Source organism: Kocuria sp. KH4 (assembly GCF_053711175.1).
Genome location: NZ_JBSJYX010000030.1, coordinates 16,128 through 40,699 on the forward strand (window position 1 = coordinate 16,128; position 24,572 = coordinate 40,699).

Sequence of the window (24,572 nt, forward strand, 5' to 3'; positions counted from 1 at the left end):
TGGGGACGGAATCACTTCGGAGCACGACCAGCAGGAAGCCGTTTGGCTGACATATGGCCCGTTAGCGGCGGGCCGAGTTGCATCGCGGACCGGGCTTCCGCTTGTCGTCATGTGAGCGCTCTGGGTCTCGGCAGTGCCAGTTGCGGTGTGCCTAGCGTGGCTGTGGTCTCGCCTGCGCTGAATCGTCACCCAAGCGGAAGTCCTGCCGGGGCGGACGTTGGAAAGCGAACGGTGCACGAGGGGCTGCGGGCACCTGTGTCTCGGTGGACAGGGCCCGGGGGGAGCAGGCTTAGCTTGGGGAGGATGAGGTCCCCGCGGGGAACTGGCATCTCACCCAGCCTGCGGGGTTGCAGCGGGCGCAGGTCGTCGGCCAGGAGTCCTCGGTCCAGTACACGTTGCGGTGACGCTCCGTCATCGGAAGAGCGCCCGCGGGCACTAGCGTGGTCCCGGCCGGCCACCCCGGCTGGGCAGCGATGCTTAGCGGAACGACGTCGAACACTGTCCGGCACTGGAGACAGGTCATACCGCTCTTGAAGTCGACAATCATCAGGTCGTCACCTTCTTCTGGTCCGTGGTTGTTTTCTGGAGATGCAACTGCAGGTAGGAGGGCATCATCTCCTCGGATGGCCCTTCTTAGGTGAGCCAGCGGCAGCGGTGTTCACGGTCGGTGCGGTGGCGACGGGTGGCCTGATGGGCGGAGGTCAGGGTCGGCGGTGGCCGCCGAGGACGGCGCGGCGGGTAAGTTTCACGCTGCGGGCCACGACCCGTTCGAGGGGTCCTTGTCCCAGGCCACGGCGCCAGGCCGTGGCGAAGGCCAGGGCTGCGCCGATCTGGATGAGGAACCACAGGTAGGGCTGGTCGTAGTGCACCTCGGTGGACAGGGCCAGCAGGTGGGCCGAGTACAGGGTGAGGGTCATCGCCCCCATGGCCGCCAACGGAAGCAACCATTTTTCGAGGGCACGGCCCAACAGGAGGAAGCCCCCGAGCACGGCCATGGACGAGCCCAGGCAGAGCAGCAGCGCCAGCGGAGTGTTGGTGTGTGGGCCGGCGATCGCCAGCCACCACCAGGTGGTGGTGGGCAGGATCGGGTCCGGGCCCCAGACGATGATGTCGTCGATCCCGTCCTCGGTCAGGGCCGGGGTGTGGGCCATCAGCTGGTCATAGCCGCCGGCCTGCAGGATCAGCACCCAGTAGGCGAACCACGCCACCACGGCCATTATCACGCCAAGTGCCATCAGCGCGGCCTGGATCTGGATGTCGGCCAGGTCCAGGCGCCCGATGGCCAGCCCGGCCAGGAGGTAGGTGAGGTAGGGCAGGGCGGGATAGGTGCCGGTCAGCAGCAGGTGAGCGGCCGTGGCGCCGGGGGAGGCGGCCACCTGTGCGAATCCGGGGTTGAGGTCGGTGACGGTCGGCAGCACATCGCGTAGCAGGTGCGTGAGCACCGGCCCGACCACGGCAAAGAGCCCCGCCCAGGCGAAGAGTGCCTTGGTGGAGAGGCGCAGGAACGGGATCGCCAACAGGAAGAACGCCCCGTAGTAGATGAGAATGTTCACCGCCGGGATCTCCTCGACAGTGGTGCCGGGGATCAGCGGATTGATGGCCAGCCCCAGCCCGGTGATCAGCAGAGCCCGCACCAGGATCCCGGCCCGGGTGGCCGTCATCGCCCGCCGGGTATGCGGGGTGCGGCCTCCGGAGGAGAAGGCCAGGCTCACTCCGGCCAGGAACGCGAACAGTGCCGCGGAGCGGCCGGCGAAAAGGATCCACTGGGCGGTGGGCTCGAAGGTCTCCGGATTCCAGGCCGGCAGGATGTGGATGGAGACCATCCCGATCAGGGCTAGGCCACGGGCGGCGTCGATGCCGATCAGACGCCGCTTCCCGGCGGCAGCACCCGTGGCTGGCGCCCCGTCGCGTGAGGCATCCTGGACGGGCAATGACCATGGCGTCGAAGCCGGTGGTCGGGGCGAAGCGCTTGTCGGAGGGTGATGGTCAGGTGTGCTCGTCATGGTGGGCGTCCCCCTGCGCAAGATGTCGGCAAGCCCCCTGCCCGCCGGTGCGGGCTTGAGGACCCGCTGTACCTTCCAGCCTCGTCGTCGCGGCTATGACACATTTATTGGGTTCCTGTGCAGCTGCTGTGCGGGGAACTTTCAGACCGGATGATTCATGGTGGAGCGCGGTCCACTACGAGGAGCAGGGTCCGGTTGCGGGGTGGCGCTGACGGCAAGATGGTGGCCGAAACCGATTCTGCTCGCCGCACGTATGGGTGGTGTTTACACGGCTTCGGGAGCTCTTGTGGTGGGCAACGCGCTCAGGGCGGCGCGGGCCCAGCGCGTTGCACCCTTTCCCGTGGCCCAACCAGCGGTCTGCGGCATCGCTTCGGCCGGTGTGAGGGGCAGGGGGCGCTGGGAGGCGGCGTGCCGGTAGGCCATGGCCTGCAGCTCCACCACCGGGTACTCCAGGCTGCGCCGGGCGGCCTCGGTGGGACGTGTGGTGGCGAATGCGGTGGCGGCATCCTGTAGTGCGCCAGCGGCGATGATGGGGGCGGCTGCCTCGACGTGGGGGCGGACCGCGATCCGGTAGGCGGCACGCTCGAGGTCGGTGCAGGACTCCCAGGACGGGGACTGAGGGTGAGCAGCGCGGGCGTACTGGGCTCGAGCGGCGGCTTCGATGGCGTCGGTGATGTTAATGGTCGGCATGTCCGCTCCTGAGTTTCGCGGTAGGTGGCTTGGTCGAGTGATTCCAGCGTCCGTCCGGAATCTGTGCCGCAACTGTGCCGGGCCACCTGTACTTCCTTTGACCTGTGACTGCCAGGCACAGGTGGTACATAGCTTGTACAGCAACTACACCTAATCGGGCAGCGAAAACTAGTAGTGCCACGTCCGCCCGGAACCGGGAGCCCGCCATGTCCTACGCCTCCAGCTTCACCGTCCTCACCGAGGTCCTGCCCCGCCTGACCCACCCGGACGGCTCGCCCATCCGCGCCCTGGTCGTGGACGACGAGCCCGCGCTGGCCGATCTCGTGGCCATGGGCGTGGGCATGTGCGGCTGGGAGGCGCGGATCGCCCACGAGGGCTTTGATGCCGTCGCCCAGGCCCGGGCCTTCGCCCCGGACGTGCTGGTGCTGGACCGGATGCTGCCGGGACTGGACGGGCTGGCGGTCCTGTCGAGGATCCGCCAGTCCTTCCCGGAGGTGCCGGTGCTGTTCCTCACGGCCAAGGACAGCGTCGAGGACCGGATCGAAGGGCTGGCCTCGGGCGGGGACGACTACGTGACCAAGCCCTTCTCGATCGAGGAGGTGCTGATCCGGCTGCACCGGCTGGTCCAGCGCTCCGGGGCCGCCGCCCAGGACAGCGCCACCCTGGTGGTGGGCGACCTGGTGCTCAACGTCGACAGCCGCGAGGTCACCCGGGCCGGGACACCGGTCGAGCTGACGGCCACGCAGTTCGAGCTGCTGCGCTACCTGATGGAGAACCCGCGCCGGGTGCTGTCCAAGGCGCAGATCCTGGACGCGGTGTGGCACTACGACTTCTCGGGGCAGGCCAACATCGTGGAGCTCTACATCTCCTACCTGCGCAAGCGGATCGACGCCGGCCGGGCACCGATGATCCACACCGTGCGCGGGGCCGGCTACGTCATCAAGCCCGCCCCCTGATGGCGCGCCACGGTGCCGCCAGTTCCCTGGGCCTGCGACAGGGGCGTTTCCCCGCCGGATGGCACCACCGCCTGGATGGTCTGCGGGCTCGAACCAAGCCGTTGCGTATCCGGCTGTTGCTGGTCGTGGTGGGACTGCTGGCGGCGGTGTGTGTGGGCATGGGGCTGTTGGGTCAGGCGGCGCTGGATCTCACCCTGACCCGGCAGCTGAACGGACAGCTGCGCGAGGCCACACACCGTGTGCTGGACGTCGGCGTGCACGGCGTGGACGACCTGGATGAGGACGACGACCCTCCGCCAGGACCCACACCCCTGGCCGTAGAGGTGACCGTGCGCGTTGTCGAGGGCGAGGTCGTCGGCGGCCGGATCTTCGACGAGGACGGCACGGAACTACCCGTTCCCGCCGAGGACGTCGAACGGCTCGAGGAACTTGTCGCTCGGCTCGGTGATAACGCCGGGGGACGACGAGGAGCAGAACTCCGCCCCGTGGACGCCACGCTGTCTTCAGGGACCTACCGAGTACTGGCCCTGGACGACCCGGAACGGCTGGGCTCCGTGCTGGTCGGAATACCATTGGCCCAGAAGCAGGAGACCCTGGCCGCCTTCGCCCTGGCCAGCACGGGGATCGCGGTGCTGGGTGTCCTTGGGTCCGGCGTCATCGGCTGGGTGCTGGTGCGCCGGTCGCTGCGGCCGCTGGAGCAGGTCTCGGCCGCGGCCGCCGGGGTCGCCGCCCTGCCCCTGAGCTCCGGGGAGATTTCCCTGGCCGATCAGCGCCTGCCCGCCGCCCTGGCCCGACCCGGTACCGAGGTCGGGGAGGTCGGCCACGCCCTGAACCTGCTGCTGGACAACGTCGGCTCTGCCCTGACCGCCCGCCAGCACTCCGAGACCCGGCTGCGCCAGTTCGTCGCCGACGCCTCCCACGAGCTGCGCACCCCCCTGGCCGCGGTGCGCGGATACACCGACATGCTCCAGCTCACCGAACCCCTGACTGAGACCGGCCGCGCCTCCCTGGCAAGGGTCGAGCAGCAGAGTCTGCGAATGAGCGCCTTGGTGGAGGACCTGCTCCTGCTGGCCCGCTTGGATGAAGGCCATGTTCCCGACATGCGTGAGACGGACCTGGCCGAGCTGATGCTCGAGGCCCTCATCGACGCCTCGGCCGCCGGCCCCGACCATCGGTGGTTTCTGGATGTGCCGGACCATCCTGTGCTGGTGTGGGCCGACGCCAGCCAGCTACGCCAAGTGCTGGCCAACCTGCTTTCCAATGCCCGCAAGCACACCCCGGCCGGCACCGCGGTCACCGCCACGGTCAGCACCGGCGACGGGTGGGCCCAGGCGTCCGTGCTCGACGACGGCCCGGGCATCCCCGCGGCGTTCCAGGACCGGCTCTTCGAGCGCTTCTCCCGCCTGGACACCTCCCGCGCCTCCCGGGAGGGCAGCACCGGGCTGGGGCTGTCCATCGTCCGCTCCGTGGTCACCGCCCACGGCGGGGACGTGGCCGTCGACTCCCGCCCCGGCCACACCCTCTTCACCGTCCGCCTGCCGCTGCACACCGCCCGCACTTGAGAGCTGGAACGGCCATCGCTCCATCCGCCTCGATGACGCCGACCGGAACAACGCCCGTGATGCGCTCCACCCGACAGCGCCCTGGTGGCCCCGTGGGTGACGAGCAAATCATCGGCTCCGATAAGGCCCGGCACGCATGTCAGACCATCGACGGTTCTGCGGTCAGGCGTTCCAACGGTGACCGGACGAGGAAGCACCCAAATGTGGCGTGGTAACCCTCGAACGCGAAGATCTCGACTCGGTTTTCGACGCACTCACCGGTCCCGGATCATCGTGCTGCTGGGCATCGACGGGGCGGGGAAGACGACCGCGGCCGCGGCCCTCGCGGCCGCGGCGCAGGACGCAGATGAGCCGGCCATCGTGCTGCGCAACCGCTCCGGGCGCCGCTGGCTCACCCGGACCTCGGCCCGGGTCGGGGTTGAAATCCCGGTGCGCTGGGCGGACCGGGTCGAAACCACCGTGCGCACCGCCAACGTGCTCATGGCCCAGGCCCGGGCCGGGCACCGGGACGGCCTGGTGGTCATCGACCGCCACCTGGTGTGCCAGCTGGTGCTCCGAAAAGTCCGGGACCTTCCCCCGGGCCGTGTCCTGCCCTGGCTGGCTGGCGCTCTGTTGCGCGCCGACGCCGTGGTCGTCCTCGATGTTCCAGCCGAGACCGCCCAGGACCGAATCCTCTCCCGCGCCGAGGACCACGAGACGCTGACCTACCTCCGGGCCGCCCGGGCCGCCTACCTGGATCTCGCCCGGGCCCAGGGCTGGAGCGTGGTGGACGCCACCACAGCAACCGAGGATGTCCTCACCCAGATCGAGGACGCAACCTCCTGACACGTCCGAGGACACCTCGGCTCCGCTGCAGTGGTGCGGTAACTGTCACAGGCCCAGCACAGGTCTATGGGGTGAGCGGCACAGAGCCGATGCATCTAATGAAGTGCATCGACCCCCACTTCGACTGCACAAGGAGAAACCATGAGTATCGCCGCCCACCGCTTCCGCAAGGCCGCTGCCGCGCTGAGCCTGATCGGCGTCCTGTCGATCACCGCCTGCGCCCCTGCGGCCACCGACGCCACCACCACAGCATCCACCAGCACCTCCACCACGGCCACCACCACCTCCGCGACGTCTGCGGAGAGCACTTCAACGGTGACGACCACGGGAACGACCGCGCAGACCATCACGGCCACGGCGGCCGCGGCCGAGGACTTCCTGGCGACGCTGTCGGACGAACAGCGAGAGCAGGTGCTGTACGCCTACGACGACGAGTCCAAAACCACCTCCTGGTCGAACTTCCCGGTCACCTTCGTCGACCGGGCCGGGCTGAACCTGGCGGAGCTGACCGAGGAGCAGCAGGCCGCGGCCCTGGGCGTGCTGGAGGCGCTGCTGAGCGAGGAGGGTTACGGGACCGTCACCGACATCATGGGCGGGGACCAGTACCTGTACGAGAACTCCAGCAGCACCGAGGAGTCGCTGGGCCAGTACTACATCGCCTTCTTCGGCGACCCCTCCGACACCGGCGCCTGGGAGGTGCAGTTCGGCGGGCACCACCTCGGGATCAACGCCACCCTGAACGGCGCCGAAGACGCGATCACCTTCGCCCCCACCCATCTGGGCTCCCAGCCGGCGGTCTACACCGACGGGCAGGGCAACGAGGTGCAGCCTCTGGCCGGGATGTACGAGAGCGCCTTCGCCTTCTACGACAGCCTCTCCGAGGAGCAGCAGGCGCAGCTGTACCAGGGTGAGCAGGTGGGCAATCTGGTCTGCGCCCCCGGGGGCACCTGCGACTATCCGACCGGCACCGGGATCGCTGGATCGGAGCTGACCGAGGAGCAGCGGCAGCTGCTGCTCGACGTCATCGCCCAGTGGGTGGGACTGGCCGACGAGCAGACCACCGCCGAGGCGCTGGCCACGATCAAGGCGTCCCTGGACGAGACGTACGTGAACTGGTCCGGGGCGACCACCTACGACATGAGCACCGGCGACGGCATCTCCTTCCAGATCTCCGGCCCGGACGTCTACATCGAGTTCTCCAATCAGCAGGGCTCGGCCGGCGCCGACGTGGCCGGGGTCACCACGGGAGGGTGGGGGCACATCCACACCATCTACCGGGACCCCGCCAACGACTACGCCGGGTCCGTGACCCAGCAGGAGGCCACCGGCATGGGCGGGCCCGGCGCCGGGGCACCCCCGGCGCCGGCTGAGCCTGGTCCCACACCGTGACCTTCAGGATCGTGCCCGCTGACCCCACCGAACTAAGTGCGCAACGACCGAAGTCGACATATGGCCGGCTACCGGCCATATGTAGCGGCACGGTCTGATCCGCTCCTGCATCTGCTGTCCACTGCTCAATTCATTGCTGCAAGACCGAAGAGCCGTAAGGCCTGGCATGCCAGGCCTTACGGCTTTCGTATGTTCTCCGGCGGGGTGCCGGTGCCGGGGTCGGGAAGGCTGGCCCAGGGGTTCCCACACCGATGTACTGGGTGGTGGTGTACTCGGTGATGCCCTCGGCCCCGCCTTCGCGGTCCAACCCGGACTGCGTGAACACGCCAAAGGGCCCATCCACCAGTGCGATCCGGTGGACGGGCCCAGATCACGCTCCGAATTCGCTCTGGGAGTCCGGCCACAGATCAAGGTGCAGGCGGACCTCCAGTCGGGCGATCGTATACCCGTCGGGCCAGACGCGTCCGTCCAGGATGCGGGAGAGGACGGCGTGGTCGATGCCTGTGGTGGCCCCGACCTCGCGCAACGTGCGCGATCCCATGGCTGCCCGTAGGTTCACAGCGAACATCCGAGCCTTTTCCGAGACCGGGTCCCGGCAGATTTCATGCGGCCACGCAGAGCTGTCACTGCGCGGCTCTGGCCGTACTCGAGTACTCATGTCCGGCAGCCTATGAACCGACTCTGTGCATCAGCCCAGCTCAGTGGTCCATCCTCGCTGTGATCACCACGGTGTCACCGCCGGGGTCGTCTCTCCTGATGGCCGCCCCCGGCAACAGCGCTGCCGCGGGTCCCGCGGTCCCTGTCGCGACAGGTTGTGTCCACCGACACATCTCCGGTCCCCGCCACGGACAGGGCACGGGAGGTTCGCCCTTCGGCGGGGTGTGGGTGCGGATTTCGATGGGCTCCGTTCAGCGGCGCCCGGCCAGGCAGTCCAGGGAAGCGTCGGCCGCTCGCGCAGTCGGCTCAGGCGGGGGCCTTGCGCCCTATGCCTGCGGTGTCCATCTGGGTGGAAGAAATCGGCCACAGGTGCATCTCAGGGGCTTTCAGCCGCTGTTCAGTGTTGCTGTGGTGTTCTGGATGCTGTGCGAGAGCACTCCGGGATTCCTGTCAGAAGGAAGAGACCGCGGACGGCGCACCGTCCCCCGCGTCGTCCACGCCGTCACCCGGAGACCGGGCCCTGCGCGAGCGGAAAGACCCCGCGCAGGGCCCGGACCCTTTGCCCTCGCTTCTCATCCTTGATTCACCCCGGCGCATCGAGACCCAACGACGTGGGCGGCGCGGGCGTCGACTCCCCTTCCAGCCGGAAGTCGGAGGCCGAAGGGGGCATGAGTCGGGTGCCGGTGCGCGGGTGCGGCCACCCGGGGAGCAGATGGACCGGGGCGCCAGAACCGGTTGAGGAGCAGATGCGGCCGAGGGCGTCTCGCTGGTAATTTCTTTGAATTCTCGAGTCGATGTCGGGGCGATTCCTGCTCGTCTCCGCCCCGTGGGGTCGTCGATGTTGCTCAGCCGGTGTTCCCCGGGGCGGGTCCCTCCGTCTCGGTGGATCGGTGACGGGGGCGTGCGTGGACCTCCACTCGGCGGGCTGCTCATGTGCTGGCGTACTGGAAGATGCTAACGGGGCCCGTACGGGCCGAGGCGATCCGGTGCTGCCGACGCCAGGATTTCCCCGGGGCGGATCAGAGGTCATCGACACGGGCGCAGCTGTCTCAAGTTATGATCCTGTCCGCTTCGACGGGGTGGGCGTCTGATTTTTTGGGGCGTCGACCGCACACGGAAGGTTCACGCTGTTAGGCGGTGGGCCTGCGCACGAGCACAGACGAATCCGCAGAGCCGGAGAGAAAGCGAAATGATGGCAGCAGACAGACCTGTCCGAAGAGGGGGCCTGTGGCGTGCCGGAGTGAGCGTGATTTTGGGCGTCGGGTTGATGACCGGGTGTGCGGGGCAAGGGGACTTTGAGATGGCTCAGTCATGGTTTGGCGGATACGTCCATGTGACGTCCACGCCCCGGTACGAGTTCGAGACTCAGGATGCGTCCGGGCAGGGGCGCCCGGTGCTGTCCTTCGTGGTGGCAGACCCGAAGGACTCCTGCGCGCCTTCCTGGGGCGGCTCCTCCGGGCTCGAGGAGGCCAGGACCACCTTCGGTCTGGACGCCGCGGTGGAGACGCTGTATGAGCAGGGCGGGGCGGCGGTGGTCGCCTTCGGTGGACAGTCCGGTACGGAGCTGGCCACAGCCTGCGAGGATCCCCAGGCGTTGAGTGGTGCCTATGGTGCGGTGGTCGAGCGCTACGGGGTGGACACCGTCGATTTCGACGTCGAGGCCGATGACCTGGGCAACAGTGCCGCCAACACCCGCCGCGCCGAGGCCGTGGCCCAGCTGCAGCAGCAACGACCCGAAGGTGATCCTCTCCAGGTGTGGGTGACGGTGCCGGTGGGGCCGCAGGGCCTGGCCGAGGACGCCCAGGATGTCGTGGCGCAAATGCTGAGGGCCGGTGTGGAGCTGGCCGGGGTGAACCTCATGACCATGAACTACGGGGACGGCAAGGCCAGCGACCAGAGCCTGTACGAGATCGCCGCGGCTTCCGCACGCGCGGCGCAGACACAAGTGAAAGACCTCTACGAGCAGGCGGGACAGTCACTGTCGGAGGAACAAGCGTGGCAACACATCGGCCTAACCCCGATGATCGGGCACAACGATGTCGAAGGGGAGGTCTTCACCCTCGAGGACGCCCAACAGCTGAACCGGTTCGCCCGTGAGCAGGGTATCGGCAGGCTCTCCTTCTGGTCCCTCAACCGCGACCAGCCCTGCGCGGAGGCGGATCATGGCTCGCCGTGGGTCAGTGCCTCGTGCAGCGGGCTGGAAGAGGAGACCGGGGCTTTCGCCCGGGTGCTCGGTGAGGGCTTCTCGCAGTAGCCTCCGTGCCGCACGTTTGTTCCCGGGCCGGCATCGGGATGGTCTCTGACCTGCGGTTCAGCAGGATTTCAGCCGTGTCGTGGTCCTATGAGGTGCGCGCAGGCCGGGGGGCCCGGCGCGTAGGGGGTGCCGTGCCCACGCTGGGGGTGTGGGCAGGGTCGTCGTGTCACCTCTGGGGGGTCCTGCGCCATTGCTTCTTGGGGGGATGGCGCAGGAACCCTGCCTCGCCGGTGGCCGGGCCATTCACAGCTGAGTCAAATCTCCTCCTCAGTCGGCGTTCACTAATGCCATGAGAGGTTCTTTCCGTCGGTGTGTCCGGGGGGCACACCGACCGATTCGTCCGGGGGGACGGATCGTCGATTCGTGGGGGGAGTTTCCATGGCAGATGGTTCCACTAGCAGGCGTCAGCGCTGGGCGCGGCAGCGATCGGGGGAGTCCGTGTCCGGGGGGACGGGCAGCACCGCGGCGCCGCCGGTGTTCTTTGATGCGACCGGTAAGCGGTGGCGGCGGATCGTGGCGACCCTGGCGCTGCTGATCTGCCTGGTGGTTGGGACGGTGGCGTGGATCCTGCCGCAGGCCATGGCCCAGACCGGGGAGCAGCCGCTGAACCAAGACGCCGCCTACCCGCAGGAACTGCTGGCCACCGGTGACGTCGAGGATATCCCGGTGCTCGGTGACGAGGACGGTTTCGCCTTCTCCCGCATCGGTCTCATCGAGGAGCTGGACGGGCGCACGGTGTTGGCGGATCCGTTCAGCGACGAGGTCTTCCGCACGCTCACCGCCGAGGAGATCGCCACCGTCGGGGACAGCCCCTACGCTCTGGAACACTTCGGGGCCCCTGCTGACGGGCAGTTGCTGCTGACCTTCGATGACGGGCCCGACGCCGAGTACACCGCCCAGATCCTCGATGTGCTCGCGGATGAGGGCGTGCCGGCCACGTTCTTCACCATCGGCACGAACGTCGCGGCGAACTCCGAGCTGTTCCAGCGGGCAATCGCCGAAGGGCACGCCATCGGCAACCACACCATGACCCACACCACCTCTGAGACGGACACGCTGCGCAACCGCCAGGAGCTCATCAGCACCGACCGTGAGATGCGCGCTGTCGGCGGGTACGCCTCCTCCCTGTTCCGCATTCCTGAGGCGGACGCCGACAACAACCCGTTGGCCCTTCTGCAGGCCCAGCAGTTGGGCTACCTGCATGTCAACTTCGACGTCGACACCATGGATTGGAGCTACGCCCCCGGGCAGGAGGTCCCGGTCCCGGAGCTGGACGGGGCCGGACACATCATGCTGCTGCACGACGGCGGCGGGGACCGCACCGCCACCATCGCGGCCCTGCAGCAGCTCATCACCGAAGCCAAAGCCGCCGGCTACACCTTCACCACCGTGGACTCGATCGCCCCCGAGCAGTACCAATCCGCCACGGACGTGGAGCCGGTGCTGGCCGACGAGGCGACGGCCGTGACAGTGGCTGGGATCTCGGTGGCCCCCGGCGTGGTGATGGGCTGGCTGTTCTGGTTCGGGATCATCTCCCTGACCGTGATGTCGGTGCTCTACGTGGTGTTGGCGCTGGTGGGCCAGCACCGGCAGAAGCAACGGGTGTGGCAGGTGGTGCCGGAGGAGGAGCTGCCGCTGGTCTCGGTGATCCTGCCGGTGTTCAACGAGGAACCGGTGGTTGCCCGCACGCTGGCCTCGCTGCGGGCCAGTGACTACCCGAACCTCGAGGTCATCGCCGTCGACGATGGCTCTACCGACCGTACCTTGCAGATCCTGCAGGACATCGCCGCGAGCTGGCCGGCCCTCACGGTGATCAGCCAGGCCAATGCGGGGAAGTCCGTGGCTTCCAACCACGCCATCATGGCCGCCTCCGGGGAGATCGTGGTGACCTTGGACGGGGACACAATCTTCGAGCCGCAGACCGTGCGGATGCTCGCCCGTCACTTCTACGATTCCGCCGAGTCCCGCCCGGTCGGGGCGGTGGCCGGGCACATCAAGGTCGGCAACCGCCGTGGGCTGCTGACGATGTGGCAGTCCCTGGAGTACATCTCCGGGATCTGCGTCACGCGGGTGGCCGAGGGGGTGGTCGGGGCGATCTCCATCGTCCCTGGTGCGTGCGCGGCCTGGCGCAAGGAGGCCTTGGTAGCCGCCGGTGGCTACTCCCACGACACCCTGGCCGAGGATGCTGACCTGACCATGACCCTGCAGAAGCTGGGTTGGGCGGTGGTGCAGGAGAACCAGGCCGTGGCCTGGACCGAGGCCCCGGTCACCGTAAAGGGTTTGGCCAAACAGCGCCTGCGCTGGACCTACGGCAACCTCCAGGCCCTGTGGAAGCACGCCGGGATGCTCTTCCGGCCGAAGTACGGGACGCTGGGCATGGTCGCCTTGCCCTATACCATGCTTGCCACCGTGGTACCGCTGGTGTTCCTGCCTCTGACCGTACTGATGGCCGTGCTGAACCTGGCCGCCGGCAACTGGGGGCCCATCGCCGCCTTCGCTGCCTTTGTCGCCGGGCTGCACGCGGTCATTTGCGTGATCGCCATCCGGATGGTCGGCGAGTCCTGGATCCACCTGCTGGTCGTGCCCGTCTATCGGGTCATCTACGAACCCCTGCGCGCTTACCTGCTTTATGCCTCCCTGCTGCAGGCCCTCAAGGGCCGGATGGTCGGCTGGTACAAGCCCGCCCGCACCAACACCGTCCTGGACCTCAGCACCCTCCAAGACGCCAGTACCCGCGCAGGACACCCCTAACCCATGAGGCCTCCGGGGCCGGGTGGGTTTCCAGATGACCCCGCACCGGGCGTACCGCATATCCCTCCACCCCATCCGGAGCCCCACCCATGGCTGTGACAGCCTCACAGGTGTGCCACGCGATGAAATACACACTCTCCCATTCGCAGATGCAATACGTTGGGGAATCTGCGGGGCGGGCCGTCCCGCTGCACGATCTCACCCTCTGCCCCCGAAGAGGCCCCCATGAAGCTGTCCTCCGTCCCACCCTTACGAGCCCTCGCCGCTTTCCTGATCAGTGGCCTGGTCGCCACCCATGCCGGGGTTCCCGCCGCGGCCGCCCCGTCGTCCACCGCCTCCAGCGGGGCCACGAGCACCACCGGTTTCATCACCGGATACACGATCCACGACAACGACCCGGCCGGGTCCAAGGCCATCGCCTACTCCTCGGCGTGGGAGGACCGGGCCGTCCACTCCGAGGCCGGCGGGACGGGCACCTATGCGGATCCCATCACCCTGGCCGCGCAGATCGGTGACTATGCCCCGGGAACCCGGTTCTACCTACCCCACGTCAAGCGGTACTTCGTCCTGGAGGACACCTGCGCCGACTGCGGCCAGAAACCCGAGTGGATCGACATGTGGATCGGCGGGGATCCCTCCGACAGCGCCGCGGCGACCACCCGGTGCGCGGAGTCCCTGACCGGCTACCACGACTTCGAGGTTCACCCACCGGCCGGGCGCCCCGTGGTCACCGGCCCGCTGTTCAACAGCGCGACCGACACCTGCTACACCGCCGGGGCGCCGAGCACCACACCATCGCCCTCCAGCGGCACGACCGTGGTCGGCGGCTACGAGCTCAAGGGCGCCATCGGGGCCAAGTGGAAAGCCCTCGGCGGCATCGCCTGGGGAAGGCCGATCGGCTCCGAAGCCACCTCCGGCTACAGCTCCTCCTACCAGCGCTTCATTGGCACGGACGGCAGGACCAGGGCCATCTACTGGTCCTCCGCGACCGGTGCCCACGCGGTGGACTACGGCGGGGACATCGGCCTCAAGTTCGCCGCCGGCGGTTACGCCGGCACCTACGGCCCGCCGTCCACCGAGAAGATCCGGTTGGCCGGCGGCGGCTACGCCCAGGACTTCCGGGCAGGCGCCACCAGGACCAGGATCCTGTGGAGCCCACGCACCGGAGCGAAGGTCGTGACACTGACCGGAGCCATCGGAACGAGATGGGCCTCCCTCGGTGCCCAGAACGGCCTCGGATACCCCACCCGCGACAAGTACCGCACCGCCTCCGGCTGGTCCCAGACCTTCACCACGGGACGGATCGATTGGAACGCCACCACCAAGGCCACCACCGTCATCCGTTACTAGGGAACACCGAACCATTGGGTGGCATGTCATCTCCCTACAGCATGCTGATGCATGACATGTGGCGGGTGAGCGGCCGGTGGGCCCCTCGAATGAGCGTGGCCACCCCCGTGGCCCCCTAAGAGGTTTTGCCGCCGTGGTGTCGCGGTATGCGATCCCATCTTGTGCTTGTCGGCGTGCGGTTCGTGCTTCCTGCCGATGGAGGCCCTTGGACCCGCGAGTTGGCACGGCTTCAAAGATGTCAAAGGTCCAAAGTCTCCGACTAGGCCTGGCTCAGCTCCGACATAGCTTGTCTGCCTACCGTTTTGAAAAGTCACCCCCTTACTGACCGTTCTGAACAGTCACCCCCCCTCCTTAAGGATGGAGAACCCATGGACTCGCATGCCCAGCACGAGATGATGCTCACTTACGAGGGGCGCCGACTGCCTCGCCCAGAGGATGAGGTGGTGGACCAGGGGCTCGGTTTCGACCTCGGCACGCTGGTGAGCCGGCGGCGGGTGCTGGGGTTCTTCGGCATGGGTGCGGCCACGGTCGGCCTCGCCGCCTGCGGAGCCACCACCAGCGCACCCCCCGACTCGAGCTCGTCCACCTCGGCCACCGCCTCGGCCTCACCCTCTCCCTCGGCCACGACCATCACCACGGAGGAGATCCCGGACGAGACCGCCGGCCCCTATCCCGGGGACGGCTCCAACGGCCCGGACGTGCTGGAGCAGAGCGGGATCGTGCGCAGCGACCTGCGCTCCAGCTTCGGGGACGCCACCGGCACCGCCAAGGGGGTGCCCATGACCCTGGAGCTGACCATCGCCGACCTCGCCGGCGGCGGGGCGCCCTTCGCCGGGGTGGCCGTCTACGTCTGGCACTGCGACCGGGAGGGCCGCTACTCCATGTACTCCGAGGGCGTCACCGAGGAGAACTACCTGCGCGGGGTACAGATCGCCGACCACGACGGGAAGGTGCGCTTCACCAGCATCTTCCCCGCCTGCTACACCGGGCGGTGGCCGCACATCCACTTCGAGGTCTACCCCGACCAGGCCTCCATCACCGACTCCACCACCGCGATCGCCACCTCCCAGGTGGCGCTGCCGAAGAACGCCTGCGACGCCGTCTACGCCACTCCCGGCTACGAGTCCTCCATCAGCAACCTGGCCCAGCTCACCCTGACCACCGACAACGTCTTCGGCGACGACGGCGGGGCCAGCCAGCTCGGGGCGGTGACAGGCAATGTCACCGACGGCTACACCGTCACCCTCACCGCGGGCGTGGACACCACCACCACCCCCACCGGAGGTCAGCTCACCGGAGACGGCGCTCCGGCCGGGGCGCCCCCCGGCGGTGCCGGCGGCACCCCGCCGGCCCCGCCGGCCGGCTGAGCACCGGTCCCGGCAGCCACCCCGGGCGGCTACCGGGACCACTGGCCGGGAGGAACCGGCCCGTTCCCATTCACCGCAGACAAGGAGTTCCCGATGGCCAGACTGTTCGACAACCCTATGAGCATGCTGCTGATCCTGCTGGTGGTCATGCTGCTGTTCGGTGCACCGAAACTACCCGGTATGGCCCGCAGCCTCGGCCAGTCGATGCGCATCCTCAAATCCGAAGTCACGGAACTGAAGGACGACCACCCCGCCCAGACCCAAGAGAGCATCAAGGGGCGCTCTGCACACGAGAACCAAGGCATCACCGCGCCGCGCAGTTAGCTCGAAGGTACGAGCCGGAACAGGCCCGCGAATCATTCACGCGCTGAATAGGGGCCGAATCCCGGGTTTACATATGGCCGGTTAACGGCTGACCGCCAGACCAAGCCATTGTGATGGTGCCGACCGGGAGTGCAACATCGCCTAATTTCTCACGCGGACCGGGTTACGGTGAGCGCTTCTGTATCGACATGGCCGTGGCCCTCTCATGTGGTGGAGGGAGCTGATCGATCAGGTGGGGCGCTCTGGGCTGGGCACGTGGTGCCGTACCGATAATGGATGCCCATTCCACATCGTTACGATCCGCCCTGCCCATCGCGCGTAGGATCTATGGCCCCACCACCACGGTCCGGGAGGGCCTCATGTCGAAACAGGAGAAACCGGAGAAGTCGGCGAGACGCGAGAAGCGGAAGCCGTTCGGGCGTGCGGACGCGCCGTCGTCCAACTACTACATCCTGGACCGGCTCAACGAGATCGCCATGCAGGTCTACGGCCCCTCCACGCGCAGCCGGCAGGACCTCGAGGGAGCCCAGGACACCGAGCGGGTCCAGGAGTGGTATCAGCAGGTGCAGGAGCATTTCGACGTGGAGAAGGATGAACACGGCAATGAGTACCTCTACCACCGGGACGACTCCCCGGAGTGGCCGCGAGGTAGCACCGAACGCAACTGGTAGGCATGGACAGGGCCCTCGAAGAACAACGGAGCAACGGTGTGGCGACTGCTGCGCCCTCGGATGACATCTGACTTCGCTTCAGGGCCCCTCCCCTTTACAGATGGCCCCATATCGGCCAGCTCGGTTGTCACTTGCGGATGTAACGGTCCTCAACGACTTAGGCCCCGGGCGCATCGGGCGCCGGGGCCTAAGTCGTGTCCGGGGTCAGTGGTCTGCGGGGCTCAGCCCTCGCAGTCGCTGCAGTAGCTGGTGCCCGCGCTGGTGCGGGCGAGCTGGGAGCGGTGGCGGACCAGGAAGCAGACGCCGCAGGTGAACTCGTCGCTCTGCTCGGGGATGACGGCCACGGTGAGCTCTTCGTGCGAGAGGTCGGCGCCGGGCAGGTCGATGCCCTCGGCGGTGTCGAAGTCCTCGGCGTCGATCACCGCGGTCTGGGTGGCGGCGCTGCGCTGGACCTGGATCGCTTCCAGGGACTCGTTGGCCGGCTCGTCCTCAGGAGCGGTGCGCGGGGCGTCGTAATCGGTGGCCATGGTCTGGTGCGTGCTCCTTCGAGCGGAAAAGGGTATCGGCACCGACCACAACTCGGACGCAGACCCCGCTATTCCAGGAAAATCGGGAACGTGGCACACCCCCGTACGGATGTTGACACATCAAGTTACCGAGGTGTATGAAATAGACTAAAGTCTAATTTGAGCTCGAGGAGGCCCTTCGATGGCAGGCACACTGATCACGGTGACCACCGGTGCCGGCGGGCTCGCGGCGGCGGTGGCCATCATCGGGCTGGGCTTGTCGGTCGGGGCGGGGCATGCACCGGGCCCGGCGTCGATGGGTCTCCTGGTGGCCGGGATAGTGGTGTTAATCCTCGGGTTCGTGTCGAACTTCGAGCATCGGTCCCGCCGATGGGTCGATGAGATGGACGCTCAGCTGCAAGCGCGTCGATGCGACCTGCAATTGCTGGGCGTGATCCCAGGTCAGTCACCGCAGATGCGCCCACCTGCACGGTAGATGCCCACGGCCGTTCCATTCCGCGCGGGGAGCCCCTGCCTTTCCATGACTTTACATAATAAAGGTTATCGGCGTGCAACCCACGGGAGTTCTCGCATTTGATGCGACGACTCGTCCTAGCTGGCCTAAACGACCCAGGCGGCCTTACGAGGTGACGGCCCAGCGCAGTCCGAGCAGCTCGAGCGCCTGGACCATCTCCGGGTTGTCCGGGCTGAGGTCGCTCTCGCCCAGAGGTAATAGGTGGGGGCTGATCCGTGCGTCGTGGGGTTGCTCGAAGAGACACCACAGACGGAGCTCATCGCCGTGGCGAGAGGCGAATTCGATGCCGTCGACGTCCTCGTGGAGGTATAGGTGGGCCGAGACGGCCTGGGTGATGGTGCGGGCGGCGCCGTTTTTGAGCAGTGCTGCGTCGAAATCGTCGTAGCCGGCGCCCAGGGCAGCCCCAATGAACCGTGGGTAGAGGGCGGCCACGGTCCGGGCGGTCGTCACCTGGCAGTACCGGCCGCTGATGATAGCCGAGGCCGCGCAGCGAGGTCCCAGCCACCGGGGATCCAGTGTTCCCGGTTCGGCGGTGGGGTGGTTTTGGGCGTCCTCGGGATCCTCGGCGATTTCGGCGAGGGCGTCGGCCATGTGCGCGTCCTTGCGGGCGAAGGCCAGGACCTCGAGCAGGCATGCCAGCAGGGACTCCCCCAGGTACAGGGTGCGGTAGTTACCGTCGGGGTCGTCCCAGCGGCCGTGGAAACGCCCGTCGGTGGCGTGTTCCCAGCCGCTCCAGGCCAGTGGCTCGGGTCGGTAGCCGACTCTCCAGACCGGGTCCCGGGGTCCCTGCGCGGTGATCAGCCCGGCGCTCATCCGGCCGTGGCCACGAAGGCGCGGGCCGCGGCGGTGACCTCGGCGACGGTCTGCTCCGGGTCCCCTTCGCGCAACAGGCGTGCCGGGGCCCGATCGCCCAGCTGCGGGTTCATTCCGGTGAACCAGGCCTGGACGACACCGGGGGCTTCCCGCTCGGCGAGCAGCGCGGCGATGTAATACGCATCGCGCAGACGCTGCTTCACAGCTTCCGAGCCGGGCTCGCGCGTGCCGTCGATCCATTGGCGCACGGCACGCGTCTCTTTGACTCCGCCCAAATAGGCCACCAGGCGTGCCCCGAGAATCTCGCGTAGCCCGTCAACGACCTGCGGGAGAGGCCACCGATGTGAATCACGGTGTGCCTGAAGGTTGGCCCGAGGTGCCATGGGTGCGGTGGACATGCCTCCATCATGCCGCTTCAGCACCAGAATCACTAGAAAGATCCCGCCTCAAATCACATGCCTTACGGCACAGGACCCACGGCACGTGCAGTGCTCCGCAAGGGCCTGAGGCGAGACGGGGAATCGGCGGCCCATCTGCGTCGTGGCTTCAGCCGAGGCCCTGCTCGCGTTCCCGGGACCGGTCGCCCCCAGTGTTCTTCCGGGCCTTGGGACCCCGTTTGGTGGAGCGCACCGACTCGATGGGAGGTGTGCCCTGGTCACGCTCGGCGGCCAGACGGGCTTGCACGCCGTCGCGGCCTTCCTCGGTGCCGCCGAGGGCTGCCACGAGCTGGTCTGCCAGGCGGGCCCTGCGGTCTCCGGAGTCCCAGAGCTCTTTGGCGTCGGCGGCCGCCTGACGAGTGTCCATGTCGTTGTCCAGGTCGCCTTGCCCGGCCACGGCGGCGTGGCGGACGGCCTCAGCGTGGTCGCGCTGGGCGTCTTTTGCTTCACGGGTGGCCAAATCGTGTTCGTAGGGTTCGGCCCGCTGTCGGGCCGGGGTGTAGCCGGTCAGGTAGTCGTCCACGTCCAAGCCGTGGCGGCCCTTTACTTCCTGCTCGATCCGTCCGCGGGCGGCCTGGGCGACCTCGTCGTGGTGCTCCCACTGCCGGGCCAGCCCGTAATGGGCTGCGATGTCTTCGGGCTTGGCGGTCTCCCAGAACCGATCCTGGTTCACGGGCGCGAGCTCGGTTCGCATCACGGCGCGTTCGGCCTCGAAGCGCTCCTCCAGCTCGCGCCGCCGGTGCTGCTGCTCCATGACACGTTGGCGGAGTCGCTCGGCGCGTTGGCGGGCCATCATCTCGCCCCAGCGCCCGGCCACGGCCATCGCCGCCTGGAGGTCCCGGGAGAGCATCTCGTTCACGCCATCGGGTTGTGCGCTCGTCACTTACAGCTCCATTCCATGATCTGGTCGGGTGTGGTCCACGTACGGGCGCACCGTGTTCGTGGGCCCCTGAGTTTCCCGTAGCACCCCGCGCTCATGCGTGGGTCCAGCATGGGAGGCCGGCCGCCCCGGCTCGAAGGTCTCTACCTCGGGCAGGGGTGTGGCCACGGCGGCCAGGTGCTGTTCAAAGGCGTCGTTGATGAGCTGGGTCTCGCGCAGGTCCTTGTTGGCCTGGTGCATCTCGTAGAACGCCTGGGTCATCCGCAGCATCTGATTCATGATCAGCGCCTGCGCCGTGGGCGACGGCGCGCGCGTGGCCGCCAACAAAAAGGCCGTGGTGCCGCTGGTACGCAGCGGCGCCTCCAACGGGGTGGTGATCTTCACCCCGGAGCGGTGCGCGGACCGGGCCAGCACCCGGGCGGTACGCCCCAGCGGCCCCTGGCCGTCCTCGGTCGCATGAGACCACGCCGCGAACACACCGGAGGCTTCCCTGGCCGCATGTGCCCACGACTGGTGATCGTCCGGAGCGATGGTGATCAGCCGCCGGCGCACCTCCTTCAACTCCCCGGCCAACCGCCGGGCGGTCTCCTCGTCCAAGACCGCACCGGGGGCGTCGGGGTGCACGATGCGGCGGTGCCGCTTGGCCGCCATCCACTCCTCGGATGCCTCCTGCGCCGAGACGGGGGTGTCGGGCCAGCGGGTCCGCAGGGACGGCAGGGTGAGGTCCTGGGCGAGCTTGCCGCCACCGAACCACAGCGGCCGCATCCCCTTCGGCGGGCGCTCCGCCACGGAGTACCCGGTGACCACCGAATCGGTGCCGGCCGCGTACCGGGGGTGCACGAGCAGCTTCGCCCGGCGCATCTGCCGCACGAACTGCGCCTCCGTCTCGGCGGCCACGGCGCAGGCCCGCACGGTGCGCTCGAGTGCGAACCGTGCCGGCTCCCGGGTGCTGTCCCGGTTGATCTCGCCCTGCTGCAGCCACCGTTCGGAGTGGTTGCCGAGCTGGATGAGATTGAAGTCCTTCTCGATCCCACGCGCAACTTTCTGCGCCCGGGAGAAGTCGTTACCCCAGTTCCATTTGGTGCCGTCCCCCCGGATGGTAGAGGCCACGATGTGGATGTGGTCGTTGCCCTTCGTCGAGCGCCCATGGTGCACCGCCACCCACTGGCACGGAGCCTTGGCCCCAGCGTCGGTGAAGTCCATCTCGTCCATGAACCGCTGGGCGATGTCAGCCCATTCCTGGTCGGTGACTTCACGGTCCTGGTACGGGATCGACAGCGAGCAGTGCCAGATGTGTTTGGCGTCCGCGTCCACCCCGAAGGACCGCCGGTTCAGGTCGATCTCGCGGGCAATGGACACCGCGGCTTCCTCGTTGAGCTGCACGTCGTCGTACCACGCCATGATGAGCGGGGAGCCGTTGATCAGGTGCGGGTCAGTGTGCTCATTGGCCCGGCCCGGACCCACGAGGTACTTCATCAGCCCGACCGGCTTGTCACCCTTGGTGATGTTCGGGATCACGGGATCAGCTCTTCGATCTTGGCCAGCACGTCCGCACCAAAGCGGCGAGCTTCCTGCAAGGTCTCGACCGTCTCGGGTAGCACCTCCCCGGTGCTGTTGGCGTGCCGAGCGATCTGGTTCACGTTATTCGCGATCGTGGCCATCAAGTGCCGCATCTGGATCAGCTCGGCCAGCTGATTCCGCCGCAACTGCACTGCCACCGGATCCGCCGAGCCGAACACCGCCTCAACCATCAGCGCCGACGGGGACAGCCCGGTCTGCTGCTCCAGCACCATCAACTGAGCACGCTCGGACTCGGACATGGACACCCGGACGTACTGGGTCTTGCCCTCGATCCGCTTACGCCTCGACTTCCACACCCGACGCGGATTCTCCTGCTCCACCACAGCACCTCCTCTCGTCTCGGCCCAGCGCAGCGCCCCCACCCTGGTGGGCCCCACACGACCAGTGTGCCACCGCAAAGCACCGCGGGCCAGCGGTGCACCCCTCTTATGGCACATAAAAGATAGCTTTCTCCGCCGGGGCACCACGGGTGCGAAGCGGTAGCGGAGCACCCGTGAAGTATGGAACGCACGGTGTGCGTCCGTTAAGTTGGGGGCATGGCGAAGCTCACCGACCCCCAGCAGGCCGAGGAAGCCGCTCAGCGGCTGCTCAACGACCGGATGGACTACGTCCGCCGGGCAATTACGGCACGTGGTGCCCTCGACGAGGCCCGCGAGGCACTCAAGGAGGCGGAGAAGAACGATGCCCAGGCGTTCCAGGCCGCCGTGAACAACGGCGGCTGGACCGAGGACGAGCTGCGCAAGATCGGACTGTCGGCACCCGAAAAGATGCAACGTGTACAGCGTCGGCGGAAGGCCGCGCAGTCCACCACGGACACGCCCACCTCGTCCGTGCAGAACGGTGACGGCACCGAGCCGCAGCAGTGACGCCCGGTCGCTGGGTTCTCGCCACGTGCTCCGCGGCGCTCTTGATCCTGTTCATCGTTCTGGTGGCCGGGGGCTCGAAGATCGGACTGATCTACGGCCTGATCCTCGTTGTGTCTTTGCTCGTCATCTGGCGCGGAGCACGCCCGGTGGGCGCGAAACGCGACCTGAACAACCGTGGCTGAGTTCCTAGCCCCGTGCCCACATGTGCACGGCAAAAGCTCCACCCGCTCCGCGGCTTTTCCCGCACCCATGTGGACACGGGGACCCCATCCGACCACCCGACCACAGCCGGCAGGTCACCTCACGCACGACCGCTCCAGATCCGTAACCGCCGACTGTGGACGGCTTCCTGACCCTGCAGTCACCGCACAAGAAACGGTGCCCGCTCCCCCTCAGGGAGCGGGCACCGTTCGTCGTGTGGGAGCCAGATTAAGTGCTCGTCTACAACCCTAGGCCGTCCTCCGTAGGACGCTGGTCATAGCGCACACGAGCTGGCTCCGGTGAGCGGCCGACCGTGGGAGTTTCACGCCCGGAAGCGCTACGTCCGGTGGTGGGAGCTCCGGGGAAGTTGATCCGCATCCACTTCTTCAACGCCTCCAGCTCCGGGTCCAAAGTCGGCTGCGGCGTCTGTTCTCCGCGCATTGCACGGTCGATGCGCTCCACCTCCCACCGGGCCGCATCCAGGGCCTCCTGGTGCTTGAACGGCACCTCCAGTGCCGCCCGGGCGTCGGCGACTTCCTGATGCGCGGCCGCCAATCGGGTCTCCCGTGTGGTCACTTCCTCGGGCAGCTTCAGCACCTGGTTCTCCAACCGTTGGATCATGCCCACACTCGGATTCAACGATGTCGCCCGGGTGACTTCCACCGCCACCCCGGGGGCATCCTCAATGCGCAGCTCCACCGGGGACGCACTCAGATCACCCAGGTTCCCTGACCGCTGCACCACCCGAATGTCGTGACAACCGATCCGCGCCGCGACCCCCAGGTCGACCTCCCCAGCACGGGGCGGCCGCGCGGTCGCGTGCACCCCCGCCCACCGTTGCCACGCCTCGGCGGCCTCAGTGCGCTTCTCCATGGTCGCCCCGTCGATGGTCATGCGGAACTTCTCCCCGCCCAACTCATCGGTGGTGCGCTGCGCGGCCGCACGCAGCACCGGAAGCTCACGCTCCAGTGCCTCAACACGCGAGAGAGCCGCGTCCTTACGGAACACCAACGAGGACTGATTGCGGTGCCACGCCCGGTTCAGCCGCTCCAACCGCGCCAGCTCCTGATCGGCCTTCGACTTCTCCAGGATCAACGGATTGCCACTGGAGATCGCCTTGACCTCCGCGAAGGACAACGTGTTGTCCCCGACGTCCTCGATCTCACGCACGTCCAACCGGCCGCGCATGATCTGGTCGATGAACTTCGACTTCCGCTCCAACGTCTGCCACATGAAGGTGTCGAACGACCCCTTCGTGACCACCTGCGAGATCGCGACCTCCGAGTTCTGATTACCCTGCCGGATGATGCGCCCGTGCCGCTGGGCGATGTCCGCCGGACGCCACGGGCCCAACCCATGAAGACTCCTCCTCGGGCCTGTGTCTGGTAGTCATAGGGGCCAGCAACGGGTCCAGGTCGCCCTCGGTCTCCAGGCGCCGGTGCTTGACGGGCAGCCGTTGCACGCCGATGAAGCACCCACCCAGGGTGAGCAGGCTGATGATCGCGTGGGAGAACCCGTGCCTGCTGGTGGCCACCAGCCAGTGCAGTGCGGCCTCGAGCAGCTCGTCGGCGACGATGAACCAGACCAGCCCCCACAAACAGCCACTTCCCGTCCTTATTCGGGGCGGAGGCCCTCACCGGTGGCCGGTGCCACAAAATCGGCTGTCCTTCCCCAGGGTCGTGGGCCCACCGCAGCCCAGCCCGGTCCACGTCCTACCGGCCCGGGGACACGTCGGGGCCAGGTCCCGGTGGTCGAGATTTCTTGAGCCGGTAACTCAGCACGGCGGCCGGGACGAGCAGGCCGGCGGCCAGGCGGGGCAAGATCTCCCTAAGACCTGGTCTCATAACTCTGTAGACCGGATTTGCAAGTTGGATTGCTTGTAGATGCCGACCTACTGCACCTGGTTGGCGCCGGTGATCTGATGATCGATTGCTCCCAGCAGTGCCCGCAGGTC

At 67.6% G+C, this 24,572-nt stretch carries 23 protein-coding genes; 13 read left to right on the forward strand and 10 right to left on the reverse strand.

The annotated features are described in order from the left end of the window. Nucleotides 1–701: 701 nt before the first annotated feature. Nucleotides 702–2,003 (reverse strand): heparan-alpha-glucosaminide N-acetyltransferase domain-containing protein, encoded by a 1,302-nt coding sequence (locus ACWCOM_RS16955; protein WP_454549920.1) that lies wholly within the window; start codon nucleotides 2,001–2,003, stop codon nucleotides 702–704. A 264-nt stretch (nucleotides 2,004–2,267) separates the two neighbouring features. After that, a complete protein-coding gene (locus ACWCOM_RS16960) occupies nucleotides 2,268–2,693 on the reverse strand; it encodes a hypothetical protein (protein ID WP_454549921.1) in 426 nt (141 codons plus the stop codon). Between the two features lie 206 nt (nucleotides 2,694–2,899). Between ACWCOM_RS16960 and ACWCOM_RS16965 the strand changes: the two genes are divergently transcribed. From ACWCOM_RS16965 to ACWCOM_RS16980, 4 genes are all read left to right on the forward strand, one after another. After that, nucleotides 2,900–3,649 (forward strand): response regulator transcription factor, encoded by a 750-nt coding sequence (locus ACWCOM_RS16965; protein WP_454549922.1) that lies wholly within the window; start codon nucleotides 2,900–2,902, stop codon nucleotides 3,647–3,649. A gap of 101 nt (nucleotides 3,650–3,750) precedes the next feature. Further along, nucleotides 3,751–5,211 carry a sensor histidine kinase gene (locus ACWCOM_RS16970; RefSeq protein WP_454549923.1) on the forward strand — a complete coding sequence of 487 codons (1,461 nt, stop codon included), beginning with the start codon at nucleotides 3,751–3,753 and terminating at the stop codon, nucleotides 5,209–5,211. A 273-nt stretch (nucleotides 5,212–5,484) separates the two neighbouring features. Next, nucleotides 5,485–6,036, forward strand: coding sequence for an AAA family ATPase (locus ACWCOM_RS16975; RefSeq protein WP_454549924.1), 552 nt, complete (start codon nucleotides 5,485–5,487; stop codon nucleotides 6,034–6,036). 141 nt (nucleotides 6,037–6,177) lie between these two features. Next, complete coding sequence (locus ACWCOM_RS16980) at nucleotides 6,178–7,425, forward strand: DUF3500 domain-containing protein (protein ID WP_454549925.1); 1,248 nt, start codon at nucleotides 6,178–6,180, stop codon at nucleotides 7,423–7,425. Between the two features lie 370 nt (nucleotides 7,426–7,795). On the opposite strand, the gene ACWCOM_RS16985 is transcribed toward ACWCOM_RS16980, so the two are convergent. Continuing rightward, on the reverse strand, nucleotides 7,796–7,993 hold the full coding sequence (locus tag ACWCOM_RS16985) for a hypothetical protein (protein ID WP_454549926.1): 198 nt from the start codon (nucleotides 7,991–7,993) through the stop codon (nucleotides 7,796–7,798). 1,329 nt (nucleotides 7,994–9,322) lie between these two features. Between ACWCOM_RS16985 and ACWCOM_RS16990 the strand changes: the two genes are divergently transcribed. The 6 genes from ACWCOM_RS16990 to ACWCOM_RS17015 all read left to right on the forward strand — a co-directional run bounded on the left by ACWCOM_RS16990 (nucleotide 9,323) and on the right by ACWCOM_RS17015 (nucleotide 16,799). Further along, a complete protein-coding gene (locus ACWCOM_RS16990; protein ID WP_454549927.1) occupies nucleotides 9,323–10,336 on the forward strand; it encodes a chitinase in 1,014 nt (337 codons plus the stop codon). A 438-nt stretch (nucleotides 10,337–10,774) separates the two neighbouring features. Then, on the forward strand, nucleotides 10,775–13,087 hold the full coding sequence (locus tag ACWCOM_RS16995; protein WP_454549928.1) for a bifunctional polysaccharide deacetylase/glycosyltransferase family 2 protein: 2,313 nt from the start codon (nucleotides 10,775–10,777) through the stop codon (nucleotides 13,085–13,087). Between the two features lie 225 nt (nucleotides 13,088–13,312). Beyond that, nucleotides 13,313–14,437 carry an LGFP repeat-containing protein gene (locus ACWCOM_RS17000; protein WP_454549929.1) on the forward strand — a complete coding sequence of 375 codons (1,125 nt, stop codon included), beginning with the start codon at nucleotides 13,313–13,315 and terminating at the stop codon, nucleotides 14,435–14,437. Nucleotides 14,438–14,805: 368 nt separating this feature from the next. Then, nucleotides 14,806–15,804, forward strand: a complete 999-nt coding sequence (locus tag ACWCOM_RS17005) for an intradiol ring-cleavage dioxygenase (protein ID WP_454549930.1) — start codon at nucleotides 14,806–14,808, stop codon at nucleotides 15,802–15,804. 93 nt (nucleotides 15,805–15,897) lie between these two features. Beyond that, a complete protein-coding gene (locus ACWCOM_RS17010; RefSeq protein ID WP_454549931.1) occupies nucleotides 15,898–16,128 on the forward strand; it encodes a twin-arginine translocase TatA/TatE family subunit in 231 nt (76 codons plus the stop codon). Between the two features lie 359 nt (nucleotides 16,129–16,487). After that, the gene (locus tag ACWCOM_RS17015; protein ID WP_454549932.1) at nucleotides 16,488–16,799 is read left to right on the forward strand and encodes a hypothetical protein; all 312 of its coding nucleotides are present in this window, start codon (nucleotides 16,488–16,490) and stop codon (nucleotides 16,797–16,799) included. Between the two features lie 221 nt (nucleotides 16,800–17,020). Here ACWCOM_RS17015 and ACWCOM_RS17020 read toward each other — a convergent pair whose 3' ends face one another. Then, the gene (locus ACWCOM_RS17020; protein WP_454549933.1) at nucleotides 17,021–17,326 is read right to left on the reverse strand and encodes a DUF4193 domain-containing protein; all 306 of its coding nucleotides are present in this window, start codon (nucleotides 17,324–17,326) and stop codon (nucleotides 17,021–17,023) included. A gap of 181 nt (nucleotides 17,327–17,507) precedes the next feature. Between ACWCOM_RS17020 and ACWCOM_RS17025 the strand changes: the two genes are divergently transcribed. After that, entirely contained in the window at nucleotides 17,508–17,801 is a 294-nt protein-coding gene (locus ACWCOM_RS17025; RefSeq protein WP_454549934.1) for a hypothetical protein, read from the forward strand. Nucleotides 17,802–17,945: 144 nt separating this feature from the next. Here the strand turns inward: ACWCOM_RS17025 and ACWCOM_RS17030 are convergent, their stop codons facing one another. The 5 genes from ACWCOM_RS17030 to mobC form a co-directional block, all read right to left on the reverse strand. After that, on the reverse strand, nucleotides 17,946–18,653 hold the full coding sequence (locus ACWCOM_RS17030; RefSeq protein WP_454549935.1) for an RES family NAD+ phosphorylase: 708 nt from the start codon (nucleotides 18,651–18,653) through the stop codon (nucleotides 17,946–17,948). Further along, nucleotides 18,650–19,051: a hypothetical protein gene (locus ACWCOM_RS17035; RefSeq protein ID WP_454549936.1), complete on the reverse strand. Its 402-nt coding sequence runs from the start codon at nucleotides 19,049–19,051 to the stop codon at nucleotides 18,650–18,652. Before ACWCOM_RS17035 ends, ACWCOM_RS17030 begins: the two co-directional genes overlap by 4 nt. Before the next feature lie 148 nt (nucleotides 19,052–19,199). After that, on the reverse strand, nucleotides 19,200–19,940 hold the full coding sequence (locus tag ACWCOM_RS17040) for a hypothetical protein (RefSeq protein WP_454549941.1): 741 nt from the start codon (nucleotides 19,938–19,940) through the stop codon (nucleotides 19,200–19,202). Between the two features lie 33 nt (nucleotides 19,941–19,973). After that, nucleotides 19,974–21,488 (reverse strand): relaxase/mobilization nuclease domain-containing protein, encoded by a 1,515-nt coding sequence (locus ACWCOM_RS17045; protein WP_454549937.1) that lies wholly within the window; start codon nucleotides 21,486–21,488, stop codon nucleotides 19,974–19,976. Further along, the gene (gene mobC / locus ACWCOM_RS17050; RefSeq protein ID WP_101853345.1) at nucleotides 21,485–21,874 is read right to left on the reverse strand and encodes a plasmid mobilization relaxosome protein MobC; all 390 of its coding nucleotides are present in this window, start codon (nucleotides 21,872–21,874) and stop codon (nucleotides 21,485–21,487) included. Before mobC ends, ACWCOM_RS17045 begins: the two co-directional genes overlap by 4 nt. Nucleotides 21,875–22,087: 213 nt before the next feature. On the opposite strand from mobC, the gene ACWCOM_RS17055 reads away from it, so the two are divergent. Together ACWCOM_RS17055 and ACWCOM_RS17060 are read left to right on the forward strand one after the other, a co-directional pair. Then, nucleotides 22,088–22,417 carry a hypothetical protein gene (locus tag ACWCOM_RS17055; RefSeq protein ID WP_454549938.1) on the forward strand — a complete coding sequence of 110 codons (330 nt, stop codon included), beginning with the start codon at nucleotides 22,088–22,090 and terminating at the stop codon, nucleotides 22,415–22,417. A 41-nt stretch (nucleotides 22,418–22,458) separates the two neighbouring features. Then, nucleotides 22,459–22,599 (forward strand): hypothetical protein, encoded by a 141-nt coding sequence (locus tag ACWCOM_RS17060; RefSeq protein ID WP_454549939.1) that lies wholly within the window; start codon nucleotides 22,459–22,461, stop codon nucleotides 22,597–22,599. A 259-nt stretch (nucleotides 22,600–22,858) separates the two neighbouring features. On the opposite strand, the gene ACWCOM_RS17065 is transcribed toward ACWCOM_RS17060, so the two are convergent. After that, nucleotides 22,859–23,971, reverse strand: coding sequence for a hypothetical protein (locus ACWCOM_RS17065; RefSeq protein ID WP_454549940.1), 1,113 nt, complete (start codon nucleotides 23,969–23,971; stop codon nucleotides 22,859–22,861). Nucleotides 23,972–24,572: the final 601 nt, after the last annotated feature.

What these genes read in the sequence shown, in the direction of transcription:
- ACWCOM_RS16980 (WP_454549925.1), top strand. Translation starts at nt 6,178, where the DNA reads ATGAGTATCGCCGCCCACCGCTTCCGCAAGGCCGCTGCCGCGCTGAGC.
- ACWCOM_RS17055 (WP_454549938.1), top strand. Translation starts at nt 22,088, where the DNA reads ATGGCGAAGCTCACCGACCCCCAGCAGGCCGAGGAAGCCGCTCAGCGG.
- ACWCOM_RS17030 (WP_454549935.1), bottom strand. Translation starts at nt 18,653, where the DNA reads ATGAGCGCCGGGCTGATCACCGCGCAGGGACCCCGGGACCCGGTCTGG.
- ACWCOM_RS17025 (WP_454549934.1), top strand. Translation starts at nt 17,508, where the DNA reads ATGGCAGGCACACTGATCACGGTGACCACCGGTGCCGGCGGGCTCGCG.
- ACWCOM_RS17000 (WP_454549929.1), top strand. Translation starts at nt 13,313, where the DNA reads ATGAAGCTGTCCTCCGTCCCACCCTTACGAGCCCTCGCCGCTTTCCTG.
- ACWCOM_RS17040 (WP_454549941.1), bottom strand. Translation starts at nt 19,940, where the DNA reads ATGCTCTCCCGGGACCTCCAGGCGGCGATGGCCGTGGCCGGGCGCTGG.
- ACWCOM_RS16955 (WP_454549920.1), bottom strand. Translation starts at nt 2,003, where the DNA reads ATGACGAGCACACCTGACCATCACCCTCCGACAAGCGCTTCGCCCCGA.
- ACWCOM_RS17020 (WP_454549933.1), bottom strand. Translation starts at nt 17,326, where the DNA reads ATGGCCACCGATTACGACGCCCCGCGCACCGCTCCTGAGGACGAGCCG.
- ACWCOM_RS16965 (WP_454549922.1), top strand. Translation starts at nt 2,900, where the DNA reads ATGTCCTACGCCTCCAGCTTCACCGTCCTCACCGAGGTCCTGCCCCGC.
- ACWCOM_RS17035 (WP_454549936.1), bottom strand. Translation starts at nt 19,051, where the DNA reads ATGTCCACCGCACCCATGGCACCTCGGGCCAACCTTCAGGCACACCGT.
- ACWCOM_RS17005 (WP_454549930.1), top strand. Translation starts at nt 14,806, where the DNA reads ATGGACTCGCATGCCCAGCACGAGATGATGCTCACTTACGAGGGGCGC.
- ACWCOM_RS17015 (WP_454549932.1), top strand. Translation starts at nt 16,488, where the DNA reads ATGTCGAAACAGGAGAAACCGGAGAAGTCGGCGAGACGCGAGAAGCGG.
- ACWCOM_RS16960 (WP_454549921.1), bottom strand. Translation starts at nt 2,693, where the DNA reads ATGCCGACCATTAACATCACCGACGCCATCGAAGCCGCCGCTCGAGCC.
- ACWCOM_RS16985 (WP_454549926.1), bottom strand. Translation starts at nt 7,993, where the DNA reads ATGTTCGCTGTGAACCTACGGGCAGCCATGGGATCGCGCACGTTGCGC.
- ACWCOM_RS17010 (WP_454549931.1), top strand. Translation starts at nt 15,898, where the DNA reads ATGGCCAGACTGTTCGACAACCCTATGAGCATGCTGCTGATCCTGCTG.